The 22499-nt window shown below is 40.8% G+C and carries 17 protein-coding genes and 1 pseudogene; 8 read left to right on the top strand and 10 right to left on the bottom strand.

Going from position 1 to position 22499, the window contains the following annotated elements; translation table 11 throughout:
* Nucleotides 1-71: 71 nt before the first annotated feature.
* The 8 genes and pseudogenes from IPJ86_05905 to IPJ86_05870 all read right to left on the bottom strand — a co-directional run bounded on the left by IPJ86_05905 (nt 72) and on the right by IPJ86_05870 (nt 9578).
* A complete protein-coding gene (locus IPJ86_05905) occupies nt 72-518 on the bottom strand; it encodes a GNAT family N-acetyltransferase (GenBank protein MBK7886843.1) in 447 nt (148 codons plus the stop codon).
* Nucleotides 519-711: 193 nt separating this feature from the next.
* Entirely contained in the window at nt 712-1038 is a 327-nt protein-coding gene (locus IPJ86_05900; protein ID MBK7886842.1) for a hypothetical protein, read from the bottom strand.
* Nucleotides 1032-1481, bottom strand: coding sequence for a hypothetical protein (locus IPJ86_05895; GenBank protein MBK7886841.1), 450 nt, complete (start codon nt 1479-1481; stop codon nt 1032-1034). Before IPJ86_05895 ends, IPJ86_05900 begins: the two co-directional genes overlap by 7 nt.
* A gap of 624 nt (nt 1482-2105) precedes the next feature.
* A pseudogene (mnmG, locus tag IPJ86_05890) lies at nt 2106-3978 on the bottom strand (tRNA uridine-5-carboxymethylaminomethyl(34) synthesis enzyme MnmG).
* Nucleotides 3979-4300: 322 nt separating this feature from the next.
* Nucleotides 4301-4723: an rRNA maturation RNase YbeY gene (ybeY, locus tag IPJ86_05885; GenBank protein MBK7886840.1), complete on the bottom strand. Its 423-nt coding sequence runs from the start codon at nt 4721-4723 to the stop codon at nt 4301-4303.
* Between the two features lie 129 nt (nt 4724-4852).
* Nucleotides 4853-5254, bottom strand: a complete 402-nt coding sequence (locus IPJ86_05880) for an ATP-binding protein (GenBank protein ID MBK7886839.1) — start codon at nt 5252-5254, stop codon at nt 4853-4855.
* Between the two features lie 274 nt (nt 5255-5528).
* Nucleotides 5529-5927 carry a DUF559 domain-containing protein gene (locus IPJ86_05875; protein MBK7886838.1) on the bottom strand — a complete coding sequence of 133 codons (399 nt, stop codon included), beginning with the start codon at nt 5925-5927 and terminating at the stop codon, nt 5529-5531.
* A 297-nt stretch (nt 5928-6224) separates the two neighbouring features.
* Entirely contained in the window at nt 6225-9578 is a 3354-nt protein-coding gene (locus IPJ86_05870; GenBank protein ID MBK7886837.1) for a DUF4175 domain-containing protein, read from the bottom strand.
* A gap of 177 nt (nt 9579-9755) precedes the next feature.
* On the opposite strand from IPJ86_05870, the gene IPJ86_05865 reads away from it, so the two are divergent.
* Nucleotides 9756-12260, top strand: coding sequence for a T9SS type A sorting domain-containing protein (locus tag IPJ86_05865; protein ID MBK7886836.1), 2505 nt, complete (start codon nt 9756-9758; stop codon nt 12258-12260).
* Nucleotides 12261-12368: 108 nt separating this feature from the next.
* Entirely contained in the window at nt 12369-14879 is a 2511-nt protein-coding gene (locus tag IPJ86_05860) for a T9SS type A sorting domain-containing protein (GenBank protein ID MBK7886835.1), read from the top strand.
* Here the strand turns inward: IPJ86_05860 and IPJ86_05855 are convergent.
* Complete coding sequence (locus IPJ86_05855) at nt 14876-15754, bottom strand: class I SAM-dependent methyltransferase (protein ID MBK7886834.1); 879 nt, start codon at nt 15752-15754, stop codon at nt 14876-14878. The two genes, IPJ86_05860 and IPJ86_05855, sit on opposite strands and share 4 nt — an antisense overlap.
* A 772-nt stretch (nt 15755-16526) precedes the next feature.
* Here IPJ86_05855 and nadA point away from each other — a divergent pair.
* The 3 genes from nadA (at nt 16527) to IPJ86_05840 (ending at nt 19230) form a co-directional block, all read left to right on the top strand.
* Nucleotides 16527-17516: a quinolinate synthase NadA gene (nadA, locus tag IPJ86_05850; GenBank protein ID MBK7886833.1), complete on the top strand. Its 990-nt coding sequence runs from the start codon at nt 16527-16529 to the stop codon at nt 17514-17516.
* A 226-nt stretch (nt 17517-17742) separates the two neighbouring features.
* Nucleotides 17743-18750 carry a hypothetical protein gene (locus tag IPJ86_05845; GenBank protein ID MBK7886832.1) on the top strand — a complete coding sequence of 336 codons (1008 nt, stop codon included), beginning with the start codon at nt 17743-17745 and terminating at the stop codon, nt 18748-18750.
* A 9-nt stretch (nt 18751-18759) separates the two neighbouring features.
* A complete protein-coding gene (locus tag IPJ86_05840; GenBank protein ID MBK7886831.1) occupies nt 18760-19230 on the top strand; it encodes a toxin-antitoxin system YwqK family antitoxin in 471 nt (156 codons plus the stop codon).
* Between the two features lie 421 nt (nt 19231-19651).
* Here IPJ86_05840 and IPJ86_05835 read toward each other — a convergent pair whose 3' ends face one another.
* Complete coding sequence (locus tag IPJ86_05835; protein MBK7886830.1) at nt 19652-20215, bottom strand: c-type cytochrome; 564 nt, start codon at nt 20213-20215, stop codon at nt 19652-19654.
* Between the two features lie 389 nt (nt 20216-20604).
* Between IPJ86_05835 and IPJ86_05830 the strand changes: the two genes are divergently transcribed.
* The 3 genes from IPJ86_05830 to IPJ86_05820 all read left to right on the top strand — a co-directional run bounded on the left by IPJ86_05830 (nt 20605) and on the right by IPJ86_05820 (nt 22395).
* Entirely contained in the window at nt 20605-21162 is a 558-nt protein-coding gene (locus IPJ86_05830) for a DNA-3-methyladenine glycosylase I (GenBank protein ID MBK7886829.1), read from the top strand.
* Between the two features lie 55 nt (nt 21163-21217).
* Entirely contained in the window at nt 21218-21688 is a 471-nt protein-coding gene (locus IPJ86_05825) for a tryptophan-rich sensory protein (protein ID MBK7886828.1), read from the top strand.
* A gap of 260 nt (nt 21689-21948) precedes the next feature.
* Nucleotides 21949-22395, top strand: a complete 447-nt coding sequence (locus tag IPJ86_05820; GenBank protein ID MBK7886827.1) for a hypothetical protein — start codon at nt 21949-21951, stop codon at nt 22393-22395.
* Nucleotides 22396-22499: the final 104 nt, after the last annotated feature.

The following is a 22499-nucleotide window of genomic DNA, read 5'->3' as shown; positions in this document are numbered from 1 at the left end:
TTTTCGAGCAGGACTACTCCTGACTTAAATTTCTGACTAGTTGTCTTGTTTAAAAATTGAAATTTCAGGAACTAGATAGGGTGAGTATATTCCATAAGATACAAATCAAATCCGGGGGCCCAATAATCCTTCACCGTTTCAACAAGCGCGAACCCATTCTTCTCATAAAAATTGTGTGCAAGCTGAGAAGTACGTACAATAATTTTTTCAATGTTTTTGATCTTCGCAAGTTTCTGTAAGCGATAGTTCAACAATTGGGTTCCCCATCCTTTTCCCTGATATTGGGGATGGAAGATATCCCAGCTGATCATTCCGGTTTTTCCATCCTTTGAAATATTAATTCCTCCGCATCCTGCTAGTGTTGAATCGTCATAAACCACATAATAATTGGCACTATACCGTTCAAGATATTTAAGCAAGTCCCTCTCTTCATCGGGCGAAAAATAGGTTGGAGTATTAAGTCTGAATAAGTGAATTATTTCATTTTGATCTGAGACAACATATGGCCTTATGTTCATGTTCGTTCCTGTTTAAGAAGAGTCACTGAATTTTTAATAAGCTTCTCAAAATCAAAATTCTCCTCAACATTAATGAGAATTCTCTCAGCAATTGGTATCAAATAAATCCGCGCGAATCTCTACATCCGCTTAATCCGCGTTCCTACATTGCTATTCTTCCGTCTATTGAATATTCTGTACTACGTTTATTTGATCATTTTGCCACTTTAAAAATGTACAGCAAGGATGAATTCTTCTCGATATCTTTTTTCCCTTTTAGCGTCGTTTGCAGTCCGGTAAATGCTGCGGTCACCGGGTTAGAGGACCCATTTTTATACTTACCGCTCAGCAAGGCAATATAAAACGGATCGAAGAAGAGGGGTTGTACGCTGTGACACGTGAAACCTGCTTTTTCGATCAATTGCAGCATGGGTTTTTTACTAAAATGGTAGAGGTGACGCGGGACATCATAAGCTGCCCAGTAGGGTCCGTATACTTCAGCATCGTACGATGTTCTATTGGGCACCGCAATAATCAACACAGATCCTCCACATTCAGCGAATGATTCTTCCGTGCTTGATTCCGTGCACCCTCATCGGGTTCAAGACCGGCGCAAACCCATCCTTTTGCCTTAGCAGCAGCCAGGAACTCCCCTGTTCCACAGCCATAATCGAGTAACATTCGCGGGTCAGGATTCATGGACTCCAGTACTTTCATTTTCCCTACAATCGCACGCTTTCTAGCCAACTGATAGGCCTTATTCATCAGACCAGCCGAACTGTTGGTATGGCTGATATATTCCTCTGATTTATAATATTTACCAATTGCTTCCGGTTCCGGGCGTGGATTGGTAAATACTAAACCACAAGAGGTACATTCCACCAACTGAAATGTTTCATGTGAAACCGAATGGTCTTTGACTTCCAAATAGGGAATAAAGGTAGAAGCATTACAGGCAGGGCAAATATTCAGCAATTCGGACATATATTCGGTTATGCGTTAACGTTAGTCGTTTTCAGAGTATAAATGTACAATTTATATAGATAATATAGCTTCTTTCCCGTCTGTTTTATACCGGCTGAATGGGATACATGAACATGAATTTCTTTAAACGAGATTTCTTCCATCCGATATTTCCCCGGAATAACTCCTAATTGCCTATAGAAAACACTTTACTAACGGTCTCCTATACGGGTACGGATAGTCTAAATATCTCTATAAAAGTTCTCTTTTACACTATTCCGACCCATTTTAACAAGATATAACTCATGCTTTTACACTTTAATCCTCCAATATAATAATTCCGATCAGGCAACGACTCAGGGAGTCTGGCTCTTAACCTTCATTTTTGACAGGGACAGCACCTTAACCCTTCCTTCAAATGATCTAAACTACCGGCCATCTATCAATTTTGCGCTTCAGAAGACACTTTTCTAACGGTTGAATAAGGTTACCTTTTGGGATCCCAATCCGTATTCTACTTGTCATTCGACACTTTTCTAACGGTTCAAAAACCAGTCATAATTCGACATTCTATCAGAGTTCACCAGGAGACAACACTTTTATAACGGTTAGTTCCACGTGAAACAATGACAGGTAATTGCGCACTTATCTGCCCAGATGAACCATCAGAATCGATATATCAGCAGGGCTAACTCCGGAGATCCTACTTGCCTGCCCCAAAGTTTTAGGGCGAATTTTAGCCATCTTTTGACGCCCCTCTGCGCTCAAACTTTTCACTTCATCGTAATTCAAATCATCGAAAATTCGTACATCCTCCAATCTATTCATCTTTTGCGCCAGGTCAAATTCGCGCTCAAGATAGCCTTCATACTTTACATTTATCTCCGCTTGCTCGATTACCTCAGGATCATTCGATATCGCCCCTATCAAATTTCTCACTGATTCAACATTTGAAATCATGTCAAAAAGTCCAACTTGTGGACGAGTGAGTATATTAATCATTCGCAATTTTTGTCGGATTGGATCTGTTCCTATTTCCTCCAACCAAGGATTTACTTCTTCCGGAGAAAATGATGTTTCGCGCATTATTTTTATAACTCTTTGATAATCAATGTTTTTAGAATTTTACAACTTCAAATCTATCCTGACTTGCAAGACCAATTTCATATCCTAAAGGTGTTAATCTTAAATCAGCATTATCCTGACGCAATAAAGTTCTAAATTCAGCTCGACTTGTAAACATGCGGTATGGTTCTTCCGTACCTTTTGTAATTAAGTCATCGATAAGAACTCCGATATAAGCATCAGACCTGCCAAGTACAATAGACGAAAGACCGTTCACTTTCCGGTGCGCATTGATTCCAGCCATTAAACCCTGGCAGGCCGCCTCCTCGTATCCGGTAGTTCCATTGATCTGTCCGGCAAAATAGAGACCCTCCACAAGCTTCGTTTCAAGCGTATGGGTCAATTGAGTTGGTGGGAAATAATCATATTCGATGGCATAGCCCGGGCGAAACATTTTGCAGTTTTCAAAACCAGCAATCAATTTTAGAGCTTTGTATTGAACATCTTCAGGGAGTGAAGATGAGAATCCATTCACATAAATTTCGACCGTTTCCCAGCCCTCCGGTTCAACAAAAAGTTGATGTCTGTCCCGATCCGCAAAACGGCTAATCTTATCTTCAATACTTGGGCAATACCTGGGTCCAAGGCCTTGAATCCGCCCGGTAAACATTGGAGATTGTTCGAAGCCGGTACGGAGTATTTCGTGGACATTTTCATTGGTATAAGTGATATGGCATGGACGCTGTTTTGCAAGCTTTGGAGTATTGGTAAAGCTAAATTTACCCGGCTCCGGATCTCCTTCCTGCACCTCCATTTTCGAATAATCCAGGGATCTGCCATCTAATCGGGGTGGGGTTCCGGTCTTCATTCGACCGCTTTCAAAGCCTAATCCAACGAGTTGCTCCGTGATCCCTGTCGCCGCCTTTTCGCCTGTTCTACCCCCTCCAAATTGCTTCTCTCCGATATGAATAATCCCGTTTAGAAAGGTGCCATTTGTTAGAACTACAGCCTTTGTTTTAAACACTAATCCCATTGAAGTATTAACCCCGGTAACACGTCCATCCTCCACTACAATACCATTCGCCATGTCTTGCCAGAAGTCCACATTGGGCGTTTGCTCCAGCATTTTCCTCCATTCTGCAGCAAATAACATACGGTCATTTTGTGTTCTGGGGCTCCACATCGCGGGACCTTTCGATCGGTTCAACATTCTAAACTGAATAGCACTTCGATCGCTTACGATGCCCGAATAGCCTCCTAAAGCATCAATTTCCCGCACAATTTGACCCTTTGCGATTCCTCCCATAGCCGGATTACAGCTCATTTGGGCAATCGTTTGCATATTCATGGTCATCAATAATACCTTTGATCCCATATTGGCGGCGGCGGCAGCAGCTTCACAACCTGCATGACCTGCACCAACCACAATTACATCATATTCCGGATAGTTCATAGTTCCACGTGAAACGTTTAGTGATTACAGTTTTTAACATCTAGACAACTTAAAACAAATGTACTGTATATCAATAAATTATGCAAGTAAATTAACAAGAAATGAACGGGGTTATAAACAGGCGGTTGTGAATTTTACAATTCCACCTGGTTATTAAAATAGGATGTTTTAGAAAATTCATTCTAACTTCTTAAGACAAGGAGGGAAATACGAAAGAGTGGTGGAACACAGACTCGCTAAAGATTAATACCGGGACAATGATGGTATTTAGAAATAATTCGAGCAGAAACGCTATGATTTGTTGTAAAAAGCTGTTAATTAATTATTTAACTTGCCTAATCAAAAGATATTTATCTTCCAGGCCTCTCATTTTACTCTTCAGCGCCTTGCTTTTATCTGAATAACCGCAGAGATGTAAAAGTCCATGTACCATTACACGGTGAAGCTCGTCTTTTAAATTCACTTTCAATTGTTTAGCGTTATCGCGTATTCTATCCAAACTGATATACAGCTCGCCGGAAATCCTCCCTTTTGCGGTTGAATTATCAAAAGTGATGATGTCCGTTAATGTAGCATGCTTCAGAAAATCAACATTTAGCTTATATAGATAATTGTCGCTACAAAGAATGATGTTCAGTTCATCCAGCTTATATCCTTCCCTTTTCGCGACTTCGGCTAGCCATAACCGTAAGTCTCCTCTGGAGCGTAAAGCGTAAGTAATATCGGCTGTAAAGAAGGATATCATGGGTACAGTAAATCTCCCTGCGAAAGTAGCAAAATCGCAATGCCGGAAGCTGTACAGTACGTTTATAGGGGCATAGGAGCATATTCTTGCTACTTAAAGCAAGTCTCCGATTTCAAATTGAACCGGATTCTATTCGGCTATATGTCCGCCTGTTTTGAAATAGAGCTCAACAACACGACCGTTTTCAGAGAAAATAATCTGATCAGCCAAATGTTTCATAAGAAAGACACCACGACCGGTAGGCTTCTCCAGGTGATCCGGATCAGTAGGGTCGGGGAGGTTCATGAAATCGAACCCGGTTCCTTCATCGGTGATTATAAAAGAGATCTGGTCCGGTTCCACTTCATGAGAGATAATTACTTTTTTATCAGGATCATACTTGTTACCGTGTTGAATAGCGTTGTTCACTGCCTCGGTCACGGCGACTAACATATTTCCATAGCACTCTTCGTGCACATTGTACTCACTCTTTATCTCGTCAATAAGTTTCTCTACCAGGTTAATGCTTTCCGGCTGTGAGGAAATTTGCATAGTTGATGATTGCTTTTCAGTGTTCATGTGAATCATGGTATCAGAAACTGCATTTTTATCCTTCTCCATATCCCTATTAGAGATGTTTGCATTCCTATAAGGGTACGAAACTACGAAGTTCCCGATGGTGCTAAGTTAAGGGAAAAGATATTTACTAACTTTTAGGTGTTGGAACTCCCCCAGCTTTGCTTCACCCTCGAAGAGGGGGGTATGATCCCCCAGCTTTGCTTCCCACCTCGAAGAGGGGAGTATGATTGCCCCGGCTTTGTTTCACTTAGGTTGTTGAGGGTGACTCTCGCAATTGGATGATTGTATTTCGTATAGATTCACGTACAGAGTCTATGTCCCTTAAGACTTCGGTGTTTGTGAATCGAATTATATGAAAGCCAAGACTTTCAAGTTTTTTCTGGCGGATAATGTCCTTTTTATAAACTGATTCTATATCATGGATACTTCCATCCACCTCTATAATTAGCTTAAGTTCTTTGCACAAGAAATCGACAATATAACGATCAATAGGTCTTTGCCGGTTAAACGCTGCATTTTCCAGGAGGCTGGCCCTTAGGACGTATTTCCACAAACAGCATTCAGCTTTAGTACTTGAATTACGAAGTTTTCGAGCGAAATTTCGATTTTGAGGATTATAATAATAGTGTTGCTCCAGGTAAGACATGCATGGAATTTTCATGCAAAGAAAAATGAGGAGTGGGGTTATAGTCGGATAATAAACATTTGTATTCGAATGTAAATGGGGTTAGGCGGTTTTACTGCTGATCCCTTTTTGTTGCTTGAGTTTAATGGGGTGATTCCCTCCGGCTACGTGGCTTTTATGCTGCTATACCCTTCGGCTACTCGGCTCCCTCCGGCCCCCCGGATCTACTACTGCTACCCCCCCCCCCCCGCCCCCGGCTCCCCCGCTGCGCTGCCCTCTCAAAGAGTGGGACAGGCTCCCGTCGCTGCCTACGGCGGATTAGTTCTGGAGGTTTTGGAAGTAGGTGTTAACGAGGTTTTTGTAGAAAGTGCTGAATCCGGGAGGAATGGATTTCAGAAGCTCGTTTTCACGGATTTTTAGCTTTTTAAAGTCTTCAAACTGAGGTGGGGTTCGGTAAATATCCCTGGCCTCGTTGGATTCCCGGCGTTCTTCCTGTTCACGTTCCCGCTCTGCTTTTTCTGATTCCAAAAGACGAGTAAGAATCTCCTGTTGGCGTTTAATAGTAATCTCGGTGATTCTTTTGTTGACAATGTCCTTTTCGTTTTGCTCCATCTGCTCGGCTATCTTCCCCAGATCTCCCAGTTTACCCTGAGCATCCTTGTTTTCCTGCTGATTGAGTTGATTGAGGGCATTTCTCAGTGCTTCCTGCTGTGCTGCCATTCGGGCCAACTCCTCGCTCATGCCTTGTCCGGGTTTGCCGCCGGGTTTCTGCCCTTGCTGCATCTTCTCTTTCATCTCCTTCAACTGCTGACCGAGCTTTTCCTGCATCTTCTTAATATCTCCTGCATTGGGTCCGGGCTTGGGTTTACCTTGTCCGGGCTTTTTACAGCTGGAGTTGCTCGGCATGTTCTGCGACATTTGCTGCTGCATCTGATCCAGCGACTCACTAAGCATAAGCGCCAGATTATTTACCGCCGTCATGATGAACTGCTGGTTCGCCCTTGCCTGTGGCACCTGACGGTCCTGTAAATTAGCGAGTGCCTTTTCCGTATTGTTGTTGATGTCGGTTATCTGTTCGTTTACACTAGATGCAATCTGTATTACCCTTTTACTCAGCGCCAACAATGAATCCTCCAACACCTTCGCATCATCTTTTAGTTTTCGTTGTTCCTGAGCGAGCTTTAGATAGCGTGGGTTGTTGATATCAATGCCCTTCGCTTCTTCTAGTAGTTTTTCCTGGTCAAAACTGAATCGCAAGAGGTTCTCCAGCAATGCTCGCATGGCCTGCATATCCTCTTCGTTCTGTTCTTCCTCTTTCTCTTTCTGCTGTTGCTTAATCTTCTGACTAAGCTCCTTCATTTTCTCAGCCGCTTGCTTCTGCTTTTTCTTCGCGCTCTTCTTTTGTCCCTGAGATAGCTCTTGTTCGCTTTTCTCCATTTCTTCAGAGATTTCTTCCTGCTCTTTATCGAAATCCTTCATCTCCTGGGAATATTCCAGCTCCTCGTTCTTCTTCTCAATATCGTCAATGTTCTTTTTGATCTCTTCAAATTCCTTGTTGAGCTCTTTCTGTTCTTCCTTCAACTTCTCCGACTCACTGCCTTTCTCCTCATTCTTCTCCGCCAGCTTCTCCTGATCTTCCGCTAACTTCTCCAGATTCTCGGCTGTCTCCTTCATTTTCTGCTCCAACTCCATTTGTTTGAAGAGTTCCAGCGTACGGTCGAGTTGCTTTTCGAGGTCTTTATTGTCCAACTTCATCTGCTCCATCGTTTCCTGGAGTTTCTGTTTGTCGATTTGTGCCATCATCTTCTCCAGCTCTTCCATCATCTTCTTCATCTCCGGTGTCATGAGCTTTTCGAAGAGTTCTTCTAACTGCTTTTGCTTCTCGGCCAGCTGAGGATCCGGTGCGCGAAGCTCGTTCTGCTGCTGTTTATTGAGTGATTGCTGCTTCTGTATTTCCTCTACTTTCTTCTCGAGTTCTTTTTGTTGCTTTAAGATGTCGCTGACCTTCTTACGGTCTTCGTAGTCGAGGTTCTTTTTGTTGAGGAGATCTTTGTGGAGGTCGTTGAGGGCTTTCTGCAATTCTTTTGCCTTCTTAATGCTCTCGCTCATGTCTTCCTTCAGGGCTTTGTTCTGCGATTCATTCTCCTTTGCCAACTCCTGCAATGATGGGGCTTTGAAAACATTGCTCACCGACCTTGCGCTCTTAGGACCTTGCACGCCATCGTTATCCCAGACTTCAAAATAATATTCCAGTTCATCTCCCGCCTTCAGACTCACAGCCCCCAGATCCCAGAAATGGAAAAACTGGTCCTGAGAGAGTCCTTTATTGAAAGATATCGCCGCGGCAATCGCTTCTTCATTCACGCTCTCTCCTTCTCTTTTCAGAAAACGATAGCGAAACTGTAGTTTACTCAACCCATAATCATCCTGCACCATACCCCGGAAATAAATACGCTGATAAGAGGCGGAATCTTTCTGCTCCTCCACTTCAATGAGCGGATACTGATCGGGAATCACATTGATGGTATAGGCCACTGAATCCTTCGACTGCAAGAATTTATTTCCTGTACTGATAGCATAACTGCTGCTACTCTGAAGTCGGCGCTTAAAGGTGTATCGGTTATTCTCCGCTTCACGCAAAGCATAGGTACTATCGGTGAAGCGTATACGAAGTTCCGATGTATTCTGTGTTCCGATGTTCCACGTGGCACGGGTTCCCGCGGGTACAAGTAGATCACCGGTATTCTTAATCACTTCATTTTTTCTTCCGAGATAGGCAGGATAGTCGAGCTCCACTGTGAAGTCAACCATGACAGGATTAGGGACAGCGCTCAATAAAAAATCATCCGAGAAAAAACCATCTGCCACGAGACGAAAATCGGTATTGCCCTGCACATTGCGGAAGGTATAATGGAAGTCGGTAAGATTTTCCTTTTCGAGACGGAAGGTATTGTTTCCTACCTCTACAAATACTTCTGCAGGAATCTCCTTACCGTCCATCTTCACATCAATCGTGAAATCTTCAAACTGCACCACCTGTAACTTATCATTAGTCACCTGAAATGAAAAGGGGGCCGGCTTGGAGAAACTCTTGCCATGTTCCAGTAAACGGCGGGTAGGATCGGTGATCAGACTTGGGGCGGCAAAGAGGATGATCACCAATGCGAGCAAGGGGAAAGCGGCATAAGGAAGATACTTGCGGTTTTTACGCAAATCGATGGCTGAGGTAAAAGGGATAGGACGTAATTCAGCACTTTTCTGGTTGATAGAGGCATGAATCAGGGCGAGATGTTCCGGTTCGGCATTCGCCTGATCGTGAAGCTGCAGGGTATTCAGGAGCTTATCGCGAATCGGCTGGAAATGTTCTCCGATAATTTTCGCGGCATCGTTACGGCTTAACGTCTTGCCCAGTTTATAAAGTTTGAAGAGGGGTGTAAGCACCAGCTTCCAGAGTACGGCAGCAGTAGCGGCGAGATAGGTGTAGAACAAAACAGAGCGAACTGCAGGACTAAACCAGGCGAACGACTCCAGCAAGGTGACAGCCAGATAGAAGCCAAGGAGCAATGCAAAGGCATAAATTCCCCCTTTTATCAGCTGGTTGGTATAATACTTCCGGATGAAAGCGTCCAGCTTCTCCAGCAACTCACGGTAATTATTCTCGGCGGTGGACATATGGCAAAGGTAAGGGGAAACGTTTGTATTTTGTATAACGGTATTTGGCGAATGGAATTGTACGATCTTTACCCTATAAAGATACAAATGCCGTGCGGGATCCGTTCATTTTAAAATCACCTCTGTAGATTTTATCTTCTCAAAAACTAACCGTAACTTCCATTTCTCAAAAATACCATGACCATTTCTTACCCCAGGCTTTCTGTCATAGCATTACTTTTTCTTACTGTTCGGTTGGTGGCACAACCGGGCAACCTGATTTGGGGAACCCGGCTGGGTGGAGGATTAAACAGCGGATCTATTTTGAACTATGCTATCGGAAGCAACGTCGTTACCAATGAATTTGACTATTACCGGACATATATCGGCTATTTACCATCCGGCGGGGCGTTGACAGCAGGGCCCGATTCCATGATTTACGGTACTACCGGTGCCGGAACTTTTCGGGAAAAGGGAAATATCTTTAAATACAATCCTTACGATGGTGTTTACACCCAAATTTATGAGATAAAAAGTGGCGATGCCGTGAAATTCCCTTGCAATGATTTATATATTGATTCCGGTTTTGTCATGTATGGTGTTTCAACAGAAGGAGGAGGGAATGGAAGTATTTATAAATATGAAATAAATACCAACGTGCTTACGGTCCTGCACCTGTTGAATGGTAGCGATGGCATGCGCCCGCTTTCGGGATTGATGAAAGCTGCTAACGGTTTATTTTACGGATCAACCAACGAAGGAGGAACGTTCGGTTTTGGTGTGATTTATTCTTTTGATCCGGTTACGAATGTCTATTCCGTTTTGCATCATTTCAACAATGAAGGGTGTACGGGGAAATTGATTGAATATTCGCCGGGGAACCTTTACGGTGTAGGGAAAACAGGTGGACAATTTGCTCTGGGACATCTCTTCAAACTCGAGTTGAATTCAAACACTTTTACACGTTTACATTCGTTTGATATCATTGGCGGAACAAAGCCCCATGGACCACTTCTCATAGCAAGCGACGGGTTTTTATATGGTACTACTTCTGAGGGTGGTTTAAACAATAGTGGTACAATTTATCGATTCGATACATCAGGAAATCAATATTCGGTACTGCATCATTTCAATGGCATCTCTAAAGTGCGTAATGCTTTATGCGAAGGTGTGCCGGGTATTTTTTATGGAAGTGCGGAGGACGTTCCTGGCATAAATGATGGTGTTGTTTTTCGTTTCGATGCATCATCAGGATTTCTCACTATGGTCGATACCATCAATAGCGAACGCAATGGAAGTATTGTAGAAAACAGCTTTATAAAACATCCAAATGGCCGGCTTTACGGGTATAGAAACAGTATTCTCAGCGGGACCCCTGCATTTGATGGAGTTGTTGTCTCCGTTGATCCCATTACCGAAACTGTAAACAATGAATTTGTATTTGACCAATATCCAACTGGACATTTTCCTATCGGCAGTTATGTGGCTGCTTCAGATGGAAATTTATATGGAATCCATGCGGGCTCTGAATATTACTTTGACAAATACCTTGTGAAATATTCTTCTTCCGGGGACACCATGGAAGTGGTACATACTTTTCAGGACAGGAGTCTTTTTGAAACCACTTCTTTACAAGGCAATCTCATCGAAAAAAATGGTGTCATTTGGGGATGTGTGGAACATTCAGATTCCTTCCCGGATGGCGCAGTCTTCAACTATACCATTCAAACCGGAATTTATGCTGAAGTCATCAACTTCGATACAATTCCCGGTTTTAAATCTCCCCGTTACTTTCAAATGGGTGCTGATGGTAATTTTTACGGGATCTGTTATCACAAGACCAATTTCAGCATAGAATATATTTATCGATTAAATCCATTAACACTTCAGTTTGATACCTTGCTAAGGTACGGTGTAAATGGTATCATTGGAAATGGATCGATGGGTGACCTCTCCTTTAACCCGGCAAGAACAAAATTTTCAGGTATGAGTGCAAGAACAGGAATTACCAATATCGGCAACCTTTTCATCTATGATATTATTGGGGATAGTCTGACCTTTGCACTAAATTTAACGGACCCGATTGTATCCTCCTATTTTGAACGTTCCCATCATTTCATAAATGATTCACTTTTTATCGGGATTAATTACGACCCTACTTATTCATTGGGGTATGGTATGATTTGGAAATTAAATTTAACAGATACCTCCTTCGCCAATATATATAATTACCCTTCTACATTAACTCAGCATTATTTCTCACAATTTACCATGGATAATTTTGATCTCATGTCGGATGGAAAAATATATGGTATCGTCAATATCTCTCAGGACGATGTGTTGATGCGGATCAATCCCATTACAGGAAATGTAACTTCTTTGAAAACTATTACTTCTCAAAAAGGTATTCAACCGGGTGGTAAATTAATAGAGCTTCCTTTTTTTACCGGTGTAGAAAATCAGAATGGAATATCTTCTGTTCTGAAATTATATCCCAATCCTTGTGATGATTTCCTTGTGTTGAAAGGAACGTTAAAAAATAAAATGGTTTCCATCTATGATATTAATGGAAGAGTAATTCACGAGCTGTTATCCGAGGATATTCATACCCGGATAAATACTTCTTCGTTAAAACAAGGATTTTATTTGCTCCGCTATTTTGATGGAAAGAAATACACTTCGATTAAATTTATCAAAAACTAAATTCTGCCAAGAACCGGAGTGGTAATCACCGGTATCTTGAAAATAATTCTCACCACCGATAGCTGTTTTAATAAATTATATTACCTTTATCTAATCAAATCATGCATCATGTTCAATTCATCCTTCAGACATTCGATTTTTTTTATTTTAATTTCAGCTTTACACCTGTCTGCACAACCCGGAAATCTGATTTGGGGAACGTGGTCTGGCGGTGCATTAAATAATGGTACCATTTTAAACTATAATACAGGAACCAATGTAGTAAAAAAGGAGTTTGATTTTTATCGTACTCATATAGGTTCCGAACCCTTTGGAGGAGTATTGACTGTCGGACCGGATTCCATGATTTATGGTACTACAAGTACAGGTACCTTCCGCGAAAGGGGAAATATTTTTAAATACAATCCATATGATAGTGTATATACCGAGATCTATGAATTTAAAAATGTAGATGCAGTGTATGGACCTTGCAATGACTTATATATTGATTCCACGCTTGTCATTTATGGAACTTCATCGGATGGAGGTGGATATGGAAGTATTTATAAATACAATTTAAACACAAACCTGCTTACCATACTTCATCAGTTCAATGGTCTTGACGGGTCATTTCCACTTTCGGGTTTAACAAAAGCTTCTAATGGTTTATTTTACGGCGTAACAAATGATGGAGGAATTGGAACCCACGGTGTAATTTATTCTTTTGATCCCGTAAACAATAATTTTTCTGTGTTGTATCATTTCAATTTCAATTCCGCCAACGGACGACCACTCTTTAAACTTATTGAATACTCTCCCGGGGTACTTTATGGAGTAACGGAACAAGGGGGAGTGAATTCTTTAGGAACAATATTTAAATTTAATGTGAATTCCAATACTTATACAAATCTATATTCTTTCAATACTGCAACTGGTGGTAGGCCAAACGGTCCACTCCTAATTGGTTCAAGTGGTCTTTTATATGGTACAACAGACGTAGGGGGTGTAATTAATGGTACAATTTTTAGCTTTGATCCTTTGGGAAATCAACTTACGGTGCTTTATAATTTCATAGGTGCTACTGAACACAGCGGGCTTTGCGAAGGGGCGCCGGGTGTCTTTTATGGAAATAGTGATTATACAAATTCAACCGTTTATGGTGCTATTTATAAATTTGAACTTTCTACCGGGCTTATTACTTATATCCATACTATCAATGATGCACTTGATGCTGTTATTGGAAAAAATGGCTACATAAAGCATCCAAACAACCGTCTTTATGGATATAGGTCTTATGCTTATTATAGTAAGCCGGCAGCAGACGGCACACTTTTTTCAATTGATCCGGTAACGGACACTGTTAACAGGGAATTTATTTTTGATCAATGTCCTATGGGGTATGGCTTACTTGGAAGTTATTTAGCTGCATCAGATGGTAATTTATATGGGATCAATGATTATGGCCATTATTTTTTTGATAAATACCTTGTGAAGTATACTCCATCGGCAGATACCATGGAAGTATTACATACTTTTCAGGACAGGAATCCTTGGGATCAAAGCACCTTTTTACACGGAAACCTCATCGAAAAAAATGGTGTAATATGGGGCTGTATTGTGGAGTCAGACTCCTTCCCTGATGGTGCCGTATTCACTTATGATATTCAATTGCAGACATACAACGAAGTAATAAGCTTTGATACTATTCCTAATTTTAGTTTTCCCCGCTATTTTCAAATGGGGGCAGATGGTAATTTTTATGGGATCTGTTATCACAAGACTGATTTTAGCATAGAATATATTTATAGATTAAACCCTGTAACGTTTCTGTTTGACACTTTGCTCAGATATGATGTAAATTCAGTAATCGGTCAAAGTGCGTCCGGCGATCTTTCATTTAATCAGGCAAGAACTAAGTTTTCAGGCATGAGTTCCAGAACAGGAACTACAACTGTTGGCAACCTCTTTATCTATGATATCATTGGTGATAGCCTGACCTTTGCACTAAATTTAACGGACACTATTGTATCTTCTTATTTTACCCGATCACATCATTTAATAAATGATTCTATAATTATAGGTATAAACATAGACCCTGCTATTATGATCGGTACCGGCTTAATCTGGAAATTGAATTTAATGGATACCACCTTTTCAACTATTTATACATTTCCTTCAACGGTAACTCAACATTATTGGTACCAATTTAGTAATGATAATTATAACCTGATGTCTGATGGAAACTTATATGGCGTCGTCAATATTTCTCAGGACGATGTGTTGATGCGTATCAATCCTATTACAGAAAGCGTCACCGCTTTAAATTCCATTAGTTTTCAAAAAGGACATGAACCCGGTGGTAAATTAATAGAACTTCCGGTTATCACAGGTATAGTTAATACAAAAGATCCATCTTTAGTTAATTTATATCCCAACCCTTGTAATGATTTTATTGTGTTGAATGGAACAATAAAATATAAAACGATTTCCATCTATGATATTAACGGGAGAGTGATTCGGGAGATGTATTCCGATGATATGAACACCCGAATAAATACTACTTCTTTAAAACAAGGATTTTATTTACTCCGGTATTTTGACGGGGAGAAATACACTTCGATGAAATTTATTAAAAACTAAATTCTTCCTACAACACCTAATGGTAACACCACGCCGCTAGTAGCCTGTAAATAGATTTCTCCGCATTCGGCTGTTGCTCCTCTTTTTCCGAAATGATCTTCCATTAAGTTTTTAATGATGAGAGAAGAGAAACCGAGGGAGTAGGTGTTCAGGACTAAAAAGGAGTTTTCAGGTTCAAGTAATTCAGAGACGTACTTCATCATATCATTGATCATTTCCTCGAGTTTCCAATGCTCTCCATCGGGACCATGTCCGTAGGCAGGCGGATCGAGAATAATACCATGATATTTCTTACCTCTTTTTACTTCGCGTTTTACATAGGTCATTGCATCTTCCACCAGCCAGCGAATACCATCGAGATGACTTAGCTCCATATTCTCTTTCGCCCAGGTCACCACTTGTTTTATAGAGTCAAGATGCGTGATATCTGCACCGGCAGCTTTGGCAGCAAGGGATGCTCCACCGGTATAGGCAAACAAATTTAAAACACGAGGCTGATCAATCGTTTTACGAATTGTCTTTATGTTATTGTAGATATACTCCCAGTTGACAGCCTGTTCCGGAAATATCCCTACATGCTTAAAAGAAGTTAATCCCAACCGGAAACAAATTACATCTGTCTTATTAAAAGCATACTGCATCCGCCATTGATCGGGCATATCTTTCAACTTTTTCCAGGTTCCTGCTGAACTGCTCTTAGGAACAAAACGCACATGTGCTCTCTTCTCCCATTCTTTTACCTCCCATTTTCTACTCCAGACAGCCTGCGGCTCGGGGCGGATGGTAATGTACTTTCCAAAACGTTCTAATTTCTCAAAATCACCACAGTCAAGTAGTTCGTAATCAGTAAATTTTTCGGGAGTGAGGAGTAACATTGTGGCGAAAGTAATAAATATGCATTAGGCTGCCAGCTACCGGCTTCCGGCTATTCTTTTGTATATATAATTTATGGTACATTATAAATACTCTCTGAAGGATAAAAGGTGGTAGCACGCGGCGAAAGTTCGTCATTGAAATAAAAAATTATCGGTAGAAAAAATAGCTGGCAGCCGGAAGCTGGTAGCCGGTAGCAAAAGTGTTTTTATTACTATAGGTACTATAAATCGAAAAAATATAATTAGAACGACAAAACAGCATGTTCATATCTCTGTTCATATCGCAAAAATCTGTTCATATCTATACCACAACATTATTTGGAATTGTAAAAGGCCGATAGCTTAAATATAAACCAATCGCTTCCTAATTTTCAGCCCATGTATTTGTGAATCCTTATGAACGAAGTTATTCACCATTTATCCTCCTTTTTGATCAGGTATTAATGAACAGACCACTTTATCAACAGTTGTTAATAACACTGCTGCTTATTTTAATATCAATAGTTTAACCTGTTAAATCTATCCATAAAATTGTGAATAAAGTGGGATAAGTTGCCTCATCAAGGGTTTCATCAAAAAGGAATACACATTATGAACAGCTATATATTAACATATAATAATTATTAAAGAAATATATAAATAATATACTGTGTGTAAAACCTGCTTGCTGAAAAATGGACCTAATGTTAAACTGATTTTTAAATCATAACAAATCCCCCTATCTGGTTTTTCCCCCATACTTTTGCCCTCAGAAAAACGTTTTAACCGAACTATGTCACATCCAATCACAGCATCTGAACTCCAACTGCAGGGTTTCGTCAATGAACCTGTAGATCCACGCCTGGACCTTTTTGAGGCCATTCGTGACCTAAAAGTGCAGAAAAATGCTGTTATATTGGCACATTATTACCAGGATTCTGATATTCAGGATATTGCGGACTACATCGGTGATAGTTTAGGATTGGCGCAAGAGGCAGCCAGGACCAAAGCGGATATGATCGTTTTTGCAGGTGTTCATTTTATGGCTGAAACTGCTAAGTTGTTGAATCCTACCAAAAAAGTAGTCATGCCGGATTCCAGGGCTGGTTGTTCGCTCGCTGATTCTTGTCCACCGGATGAGTTTAGAAAATTCCGCGAAGCGCATCCTGACCATATTGTGATCAGTTACATCAACTGCACCGCGGCGATTAAGGCACAGAGTGATATCATTTGCACGTCGAGCAATGCCGTGAAAGTAGTGCAGAGTGTACCGGCAGCGACACCTATTATTTTTGCTCCCGATAAAAACCTGGGTGCCTGGGTAGCCAAGAAGACCGGTCGCGATCTCTTATTATGGGACGGTACCTGCATGGTGCATGAAATTTTCTCCTTGGAAAAGATTACCAAATTAAAAGCGCAACATCCGGATGCTTTGTTCATTGCTCATCCCGAGTGTGAAGAAGTTGTATTGAAACTTGCCGATTTTATCGGATCTACTACAGGTATGCTGAATTTCACAAAGGAAAATCCCGCAAATGCTTTCATTGTTGCCACAGAAAGCGGTATTTTACATCAGATGGCAAAAGCATCTCCCACAAAAACTTTTATTCCGGCACCTCCCAATAACAACTGCGCCTGCAACGATTGTCCACACATGAAACTCAATACACTGGAAAAACTCTATCTCTGCATGAAACACGAGCGCCCCGAAGTAACTATTGATCCTGCTCTCTTTGATGCTGCCCTAAAACCCCTGCAAAGAATGCTGGAAATTAGTAAGTAAAAAAAATTTTTTTCGACATACAAATCAGCGAAAATCCCACCTTCGCCGAGGCTTCGGTGGGCAGGCATAAAAAATCAGCGTCACTTGTCTCGGGACGAAGTAACGAGATCTGCGTTCAATCAAAAATCTTGAACTTAGAAAATGAATTTATAAAGATGAAAGTGTCATGCAATATATTACCTGATTATTATATTTTAAGTAAATCAATCTTGTATATTCGCATAGTATGAAATACCTTCTTATTTTATTTATTCTAATATGGTCTACCGCATCTTCCCAAACCGACGGACCCATGAAGTTCTATTACCCCAACGGAAAAGTGAGTTCAGAGGGAAATTTCAAAAACAATCAACCCGACGGTTACTGGAAGGCCTACTATGAAACCGGTATTTTAAAATCGGAGGGCAATCGATTGGAAGGAAAGCTGGATAGTCTTTGGAAATTTTACGATGAGAAAGGAAATAAAACTTCGGATATCCAATACCGTGATGGCTTAAAGAACGGCTGGCAACGCGATTATTTTCCCACAGGAACAGTCTATCTCGAACGCTGGATGGTTAATGGTGCTGCGGATAGCATTGCCAATTATTATTCGGAAAAAGGATTTCTGGCACAAATAATTCCTTTGAGTGGTGGTGTAGAAAATGGTATCGCGAAAGAGTTTGCAGAGGATGGCCGTATCGTAACACTGACCACGTATAAAAATGGTTTTTTCGTAAAGCAGGAAAAAATTAACCGGTACGATAAGTTCGGTTTTAAGCAAGGGGTATGGAAAGAATTTTATGCTTCCGGTGTGGTGAAGGAAGATGGTACCTGGAAAGATGATGTGAAGAACGGTATTTTCAGATGGCTGACTCCGGATGGAATAGTCAAGAAGATGGAGATATGGAAGAATGGTTCGCTCGTGGAGGATGAACTGGCCAATGTGAAACTGGATATTAAAAGGGAGTATCACAATACGGGCAGACCGAAGAGTTCCGTGAATATCATTAATGGTGTCAAGGAAGGGGTGTACAGAGAGTTTGATAAAGAAGGAAATATTACAATCAGTAAATTATACGAGAAGGATAAAATAATTGCAGAGGGAGGTACTGTTGATCCGCAAGGGCGACAGCAGGGGATGTGGAAGTATTATTATCCGGATGGAAGTATGAAAGCAGAGGGAAGTTTTAAAGACGGATTACGCGACGGAACATGGATTTTTTATTATGCGAACAAGCAAATTCAACAATAGGGAGCCTATTTGAAAAGTCAACCCGAGGGTAACTGGAAATGGTTTTACCCGAATGGTAAGCTACTACGTGAAGAAAATTTCAAGAATGGAAAAGAAGAAGGTCCAAGTAAGGAATACGATGAGTTTGACAACATCATTGCCGAGGGGAATATGACAGGAGGTTTGCGTGAAGGTCCCTGGAAATACAAGAACGGACAATACATCGCTGAAGGAAATTATGTAGAGGGAAATCAGGATGGGGTGTGGAAGCAATTTTATTCCAATGGAAAGTTAGCCTTTGAAGGGGAATATTTTGAAGGACAGGAAAACGGAGTACATAAATTTTTCTTTGACGATGGTAAGCCCAAGGAAGAACGCAAGTATCGTCTCGGTTTAAAAGAGGGAGAGTGGAAAGTATGGGACGAAACCGGCGAACTTATTTTAACAACGACGTATGAGCGGGGAGAGGTTAAAAAGATGGAAGGCGTTAAAGTGAATTAAGGGGGGAAAGGACTTTAAACGTAAAATACGAAATACGAAAGAGTACGAAAGGGCGAAATACGAAAGGGCGAAATGCGAAAGGATACGAAAGTTGTTTAAACTTCCGAAATCAAATCTGCGCAAATCCTAAAAAATCAGCGTCAATTGTCTCGGCGCAGAATGTGACGAGATCAGCGTTCCTTAAAAATATTAATGAATTGAAAAATAGTATATGAAGCTCCGGCAGGCAGGTACGAAAGAGTACGAAAGTTGCGAATTACGAAAGTTACGAGTGGGTGGAGGTTATAAAAAACGATAATATTTTTTGGCGATTATTTAAAACGATCTGGAAGTAAAAAACTAAAGAAGTCCTTCGGTGAATGATTAAAAAAATCCGGATATAACAGTACTAGCTATATCCGGATATTATAGTTGAAATAATTTATGCTCCGGGAGGAAGGGGAGCAGGAACTATATTTTTTACCGGCGGCAAACTTTTCAGGTATGCAAAAATTGAGCGCAGATCTTCGTCCGTCATTTGAGCATAGGCTGGCCAGGGCATCAGGGGAAGTAACATACGCCCCCCCTCAATACCTTTGTAATATCCTTTTCGCATAGCATTAAAAAACTGCTCTTCTGACCAATTACCAAGGCCGGTCGGATCAGGCGTCAGGTTTGCAGCGAAGGATGTTCCCCATGGACCTTTAGCAGCGGTACCACCCATATGGAATAAAATCCAATGGTTCGAGGTAGCAGTGTCAGAACCGGGTAGGGGAAGATTTTCAGGGTGGCCGGAAAGTAACAATGCAGGATCAGGAACGGGTCCTTTATCCGTCATCATTTTTGGAGAATGACAGTCGTTGCAGCCACTGGTATTTACAAGGTACTCACCTCTTGTAATGCTGACCGAAGAAGAATCAACCATTGCCGCTTTTTCTTGTGGGGCTGGTTGTGAACAAGAACTAAGGATGGCAGTAATGCCCAGAAGAAGGAATGTGTTTTTCATGAATTTATTATATTATTTGATAGGGTTGTTATGAGGATAAGGGGCTTTCTGTTTTATAGGCTAAACTCAGGTGTACAAAGTTGAAGGATTTTTTTTAAATGAAAAGAATAGAGCTGTGGTACCACAGAAAACACAATCTAAAATGTAAAAATTATTGACTAAAGCGTATTAATTGCGCGAATACCAGCCATAGGAGCAGCCGAATTTTATATGGAAAAATGTAATTTGGAAATTATGAAAAGTAAAACAACTCCTATTAGTTTTGCTTATAAATCAGGAACTACCTACATCTATCTATAATTGTTATTTTTATATTATAACAGGCCTCAGTTAACTCTTTTAGAATTATTAACAGAATTAGATTATTTTTAACCCATACCCTGTCCGCTATGTCCGCTTACTGCAACTTCGTTTCACAACTAGAGATAGACCATCTTCACCGCATCTATCATGACACCGCCTATGGTTTTCCTATCAAAGAGGACAATGAATTATTCGGGCGATTGATCCTTGAAATAAATCAGGCGGGACTCAGTTGGACCACCATACTCAAAAAGGAACAGAATTTCAGAAAGGCCTATCATGCCTTCAACATAAAAAAAATTGCTTCCTACAAAGAAAAAGACCGCGAGCGTTTGTTAAACGATGCAGGGATTATACGAAACAGGCTCAAAGTAGATGCCGCAATTGAAAATGCGAAAACAGTGCTGAGTATACAGAAAGAGTTTGGTTCCTTCAAAGCATGGCTCGATCATCATCACCCCCTTGATAAAGCCGAATGGACAAAGCTGTTCAAGAAAACGTTTCGTTTTACAGGAGGAGAAATCGTCAATGAATTCCTTGTCAGTACCGGCTATTTGCCACAGGCACATCATGAAAATTGTCCGGTATTTAAGAAAACTGTGAAAGCGAAACCTGCGTGGATGCAATTAAAAAAAACTAAATAGATCTGCATCTGTTTTTAATGCGTACTTTGTCCTATAATTTTAAAAATCGAAAAAAATGAAAAGCAAACCATTTCTTCTCCTCATTTCCATATTAATTCCATTGACCACCGGTGGTATTTCCGGTTACTTCACTTCAGAAGGAATAACAGGTTGGTACCAAACATTGAATGCCCCTTCCTTTAATCCACCCGGTTGGATCTTCGGTCCGGTATGGACAACCCTTTATATAATAATGGGTATTTCTCTGTATCTGGTATTGATAAAACCCGATTCCGCACTTAGAACAACCGCCATCAGAGTTTTCTTTTTGCAGCTCACGCTCAATTTCCTCTGGAGTTTTTTCTTTTTCTATTTTAGAAATATCGGCCTCGCACTCGTCGATATACTTTTAATGTGGGGAAGTATTGTCTGGATGATCATGCTCTTCCGACGAATCCATCCTGCTGCCGGATACATGAACATTCCGTATTTGCTCTGGGTGAGTTTTGCGACAGTACTTAATGGAGCATATTTATTCCTGAACTAATCTTAAAGGTTTCGCGCAGTCTCCTTCGCTAAAGCTTCGTTGCCCGAAGGAGTCGCCGAGACGCAGAGGGAAGGGAGAGGCGCAGTTAATAAGTGGAACTTTTTTACATCAAATAAATCAGCGAAGATCTTATTAAATCAGCGTCACTTGTCTCGGGACGAAGTAACGAGATCTGCGTTCCTGATAATTTTTAATTTATTGAAGTCAAAAGGAAGAGTATCCTTTATGATATTAATGTTATAAGCACTATTTTTACTCATATGTTAAAAACCGAACTGGCAGCACATTGTTTGAGAATTTTAGAAGAAAAGATGGCTGCAATACAAGGCGACCTTGACGAATTAATACATTCTATCCAGGGCGAATCCAAAAGTTCTGCCGGAGATAAACATGAAACCGCACGCGCCATGATGAATCTGGAGCAGGAGAAGTTGGGACGGCAGATGGAGGAGGTTTTAAAAATGCAGGACAGCTTACAGCAAATAGATTTTGGAAGAGTGTCAGATAAAGTAATAGCCGGTAGTCTTATTTTTACGGATAAAGGTATTTTTTTGCTGAGTATTCCTTTGGGAAAAATTGTTTTCGAAGAGAAGGAAATTATTTTACTCTCTCCGGGTTCACCACTTGGAAAGGCAATTTTGAATGCAGGAAAGGGGCAGAAAGTGGAGATAAACAAGACGAGTTATTTTATAAAAAGTATTCTATAGTAAAATGTGCCAGCATCAATTATTTTTCATCTAAGGATTTCATTTTTGATTTAGAAGGAATGATTATAAAGGAAACGGTCAATTTATTAGTGATTGATAGAAAG

This window comes from Bacteroidota bacterium, from assembly GCA_016713925.1.
Taxonomy (GTDB): domain Bacteria; phylum Bacteroidota; class Bacteroidia; order AKYH767-A; family OLB10; genus JAJTFW01.
The sequence above is the reverse complement of the archived record's forward strand: the minus strand, read 5'-3'. Positions and strand labels throughout refer to the sequence as shown.

Excerpts from the sequence above, each read along its gene's own strand:
- IPJ86_05905 (MBK7886843.1), bottom strand. The coding sequence starts at position 518 with ATGAACATAAGGCCATATGTTGTCTCAGATCAAAATGAAATAATTCAC.
- IPJ86_05895 (MBK7886841.1), bottom strand. The coding sequence starts at position 1,481 with ATGTCCGAATTGCTGAATATTTGCCCTGCCTGTAATGCTTCTACCTTT.
- ybeY (MBK7886840.1), bottom strand. The coding sequence starts at position 4,723 with ATGATATCCTTCTTTACAGCCGATATTACTTACGCTTTACGCTCCAGA.
- IPJ86_05880 (MBK7886839.1), bottom strand. The coding sequence starts at position 5,254 with ATGCAAATTTCCTCACAGCCGGAAAGCATTAACCTGGTAGAGAAACTT.
- IPJ86_05875 (MBK7886838.1), bottom strand. The coding sequence starts at position 5,927 with ATGTCTTACCTGGAGCAACACTATTATTATAATCCTCAAAATCGAAAT.
- IPJ86_05870 (MBK7886837.1), bottom strand. The coding sequence starts at position 9,578 with ATGTCCACCGCCGAGAATAATTACCGTGAGTTGCTGGAGAAGCTGGAC.
- IPJ86_05865 (MBK7886836.1), top strand. The coding sequence starts at position 9,756 with ATGACCATTTCTTACCCCAGGCTTTCTGTCATAGCATTACTTTTTCTT.
- IPJ86_05860 (MBK7886835.1), top strand. The coding sequence starts at position 12,369 with ATGTTCAATTCATCCTTCAGACATTCGATTTTTTTTATTTTAATTTCA.
- IPJ86_05855 (MBK7886834.1), bottom strand. The coding sequence starts at position 15,754 with ATGTTACTCCTCACTCCCGAAAAATTTACTGATTACGAACTACTTGAC.
- nadA (MBK7886833.1), top strand. The coding sequence starts at position 16,527 with ATGTCACATCCAATCACAGCATCTGAACTCCAACTGCAGGGTTTCGTC.
- IPJ86_05845 (MBK7886832.1), top strand. The coding sequence starts at position 17,743 with ATGAAATACCTTCTTATTTTATTTATTCTAATATGGTCTACCGCATCT.
- IPJ86_05835 (MBK7886830.1), bottom strand. The coding sequence starts at position 20,215 with ATGAAAAACACATTCCTTCTTCTGGGCATTACTGCCATCCTTAGTTCT.
- IPJ86_05830 (MBK7886829.1), top strand. The coding sequence starts at position 20,605 with ATGTCCGCTTACTGCAACTTCGTTTCACAACTAGAGATAGACCATCTT.
- IPJ86_05825 (MBK7886828.1), top strand. The coding sequence starts at position 21,218 with ATGAAAAGCAAACCATTTCTTCTCCTCATTTCCATATTAATTCCATTG.
- IPJ86_05820 (MBK7886827.1), top strand. The coding sequence starts at position 21,949 with ATGTTAAAAACCGAACTGGCAGCACATTGTTTGAGAATTTTAGAAGAA.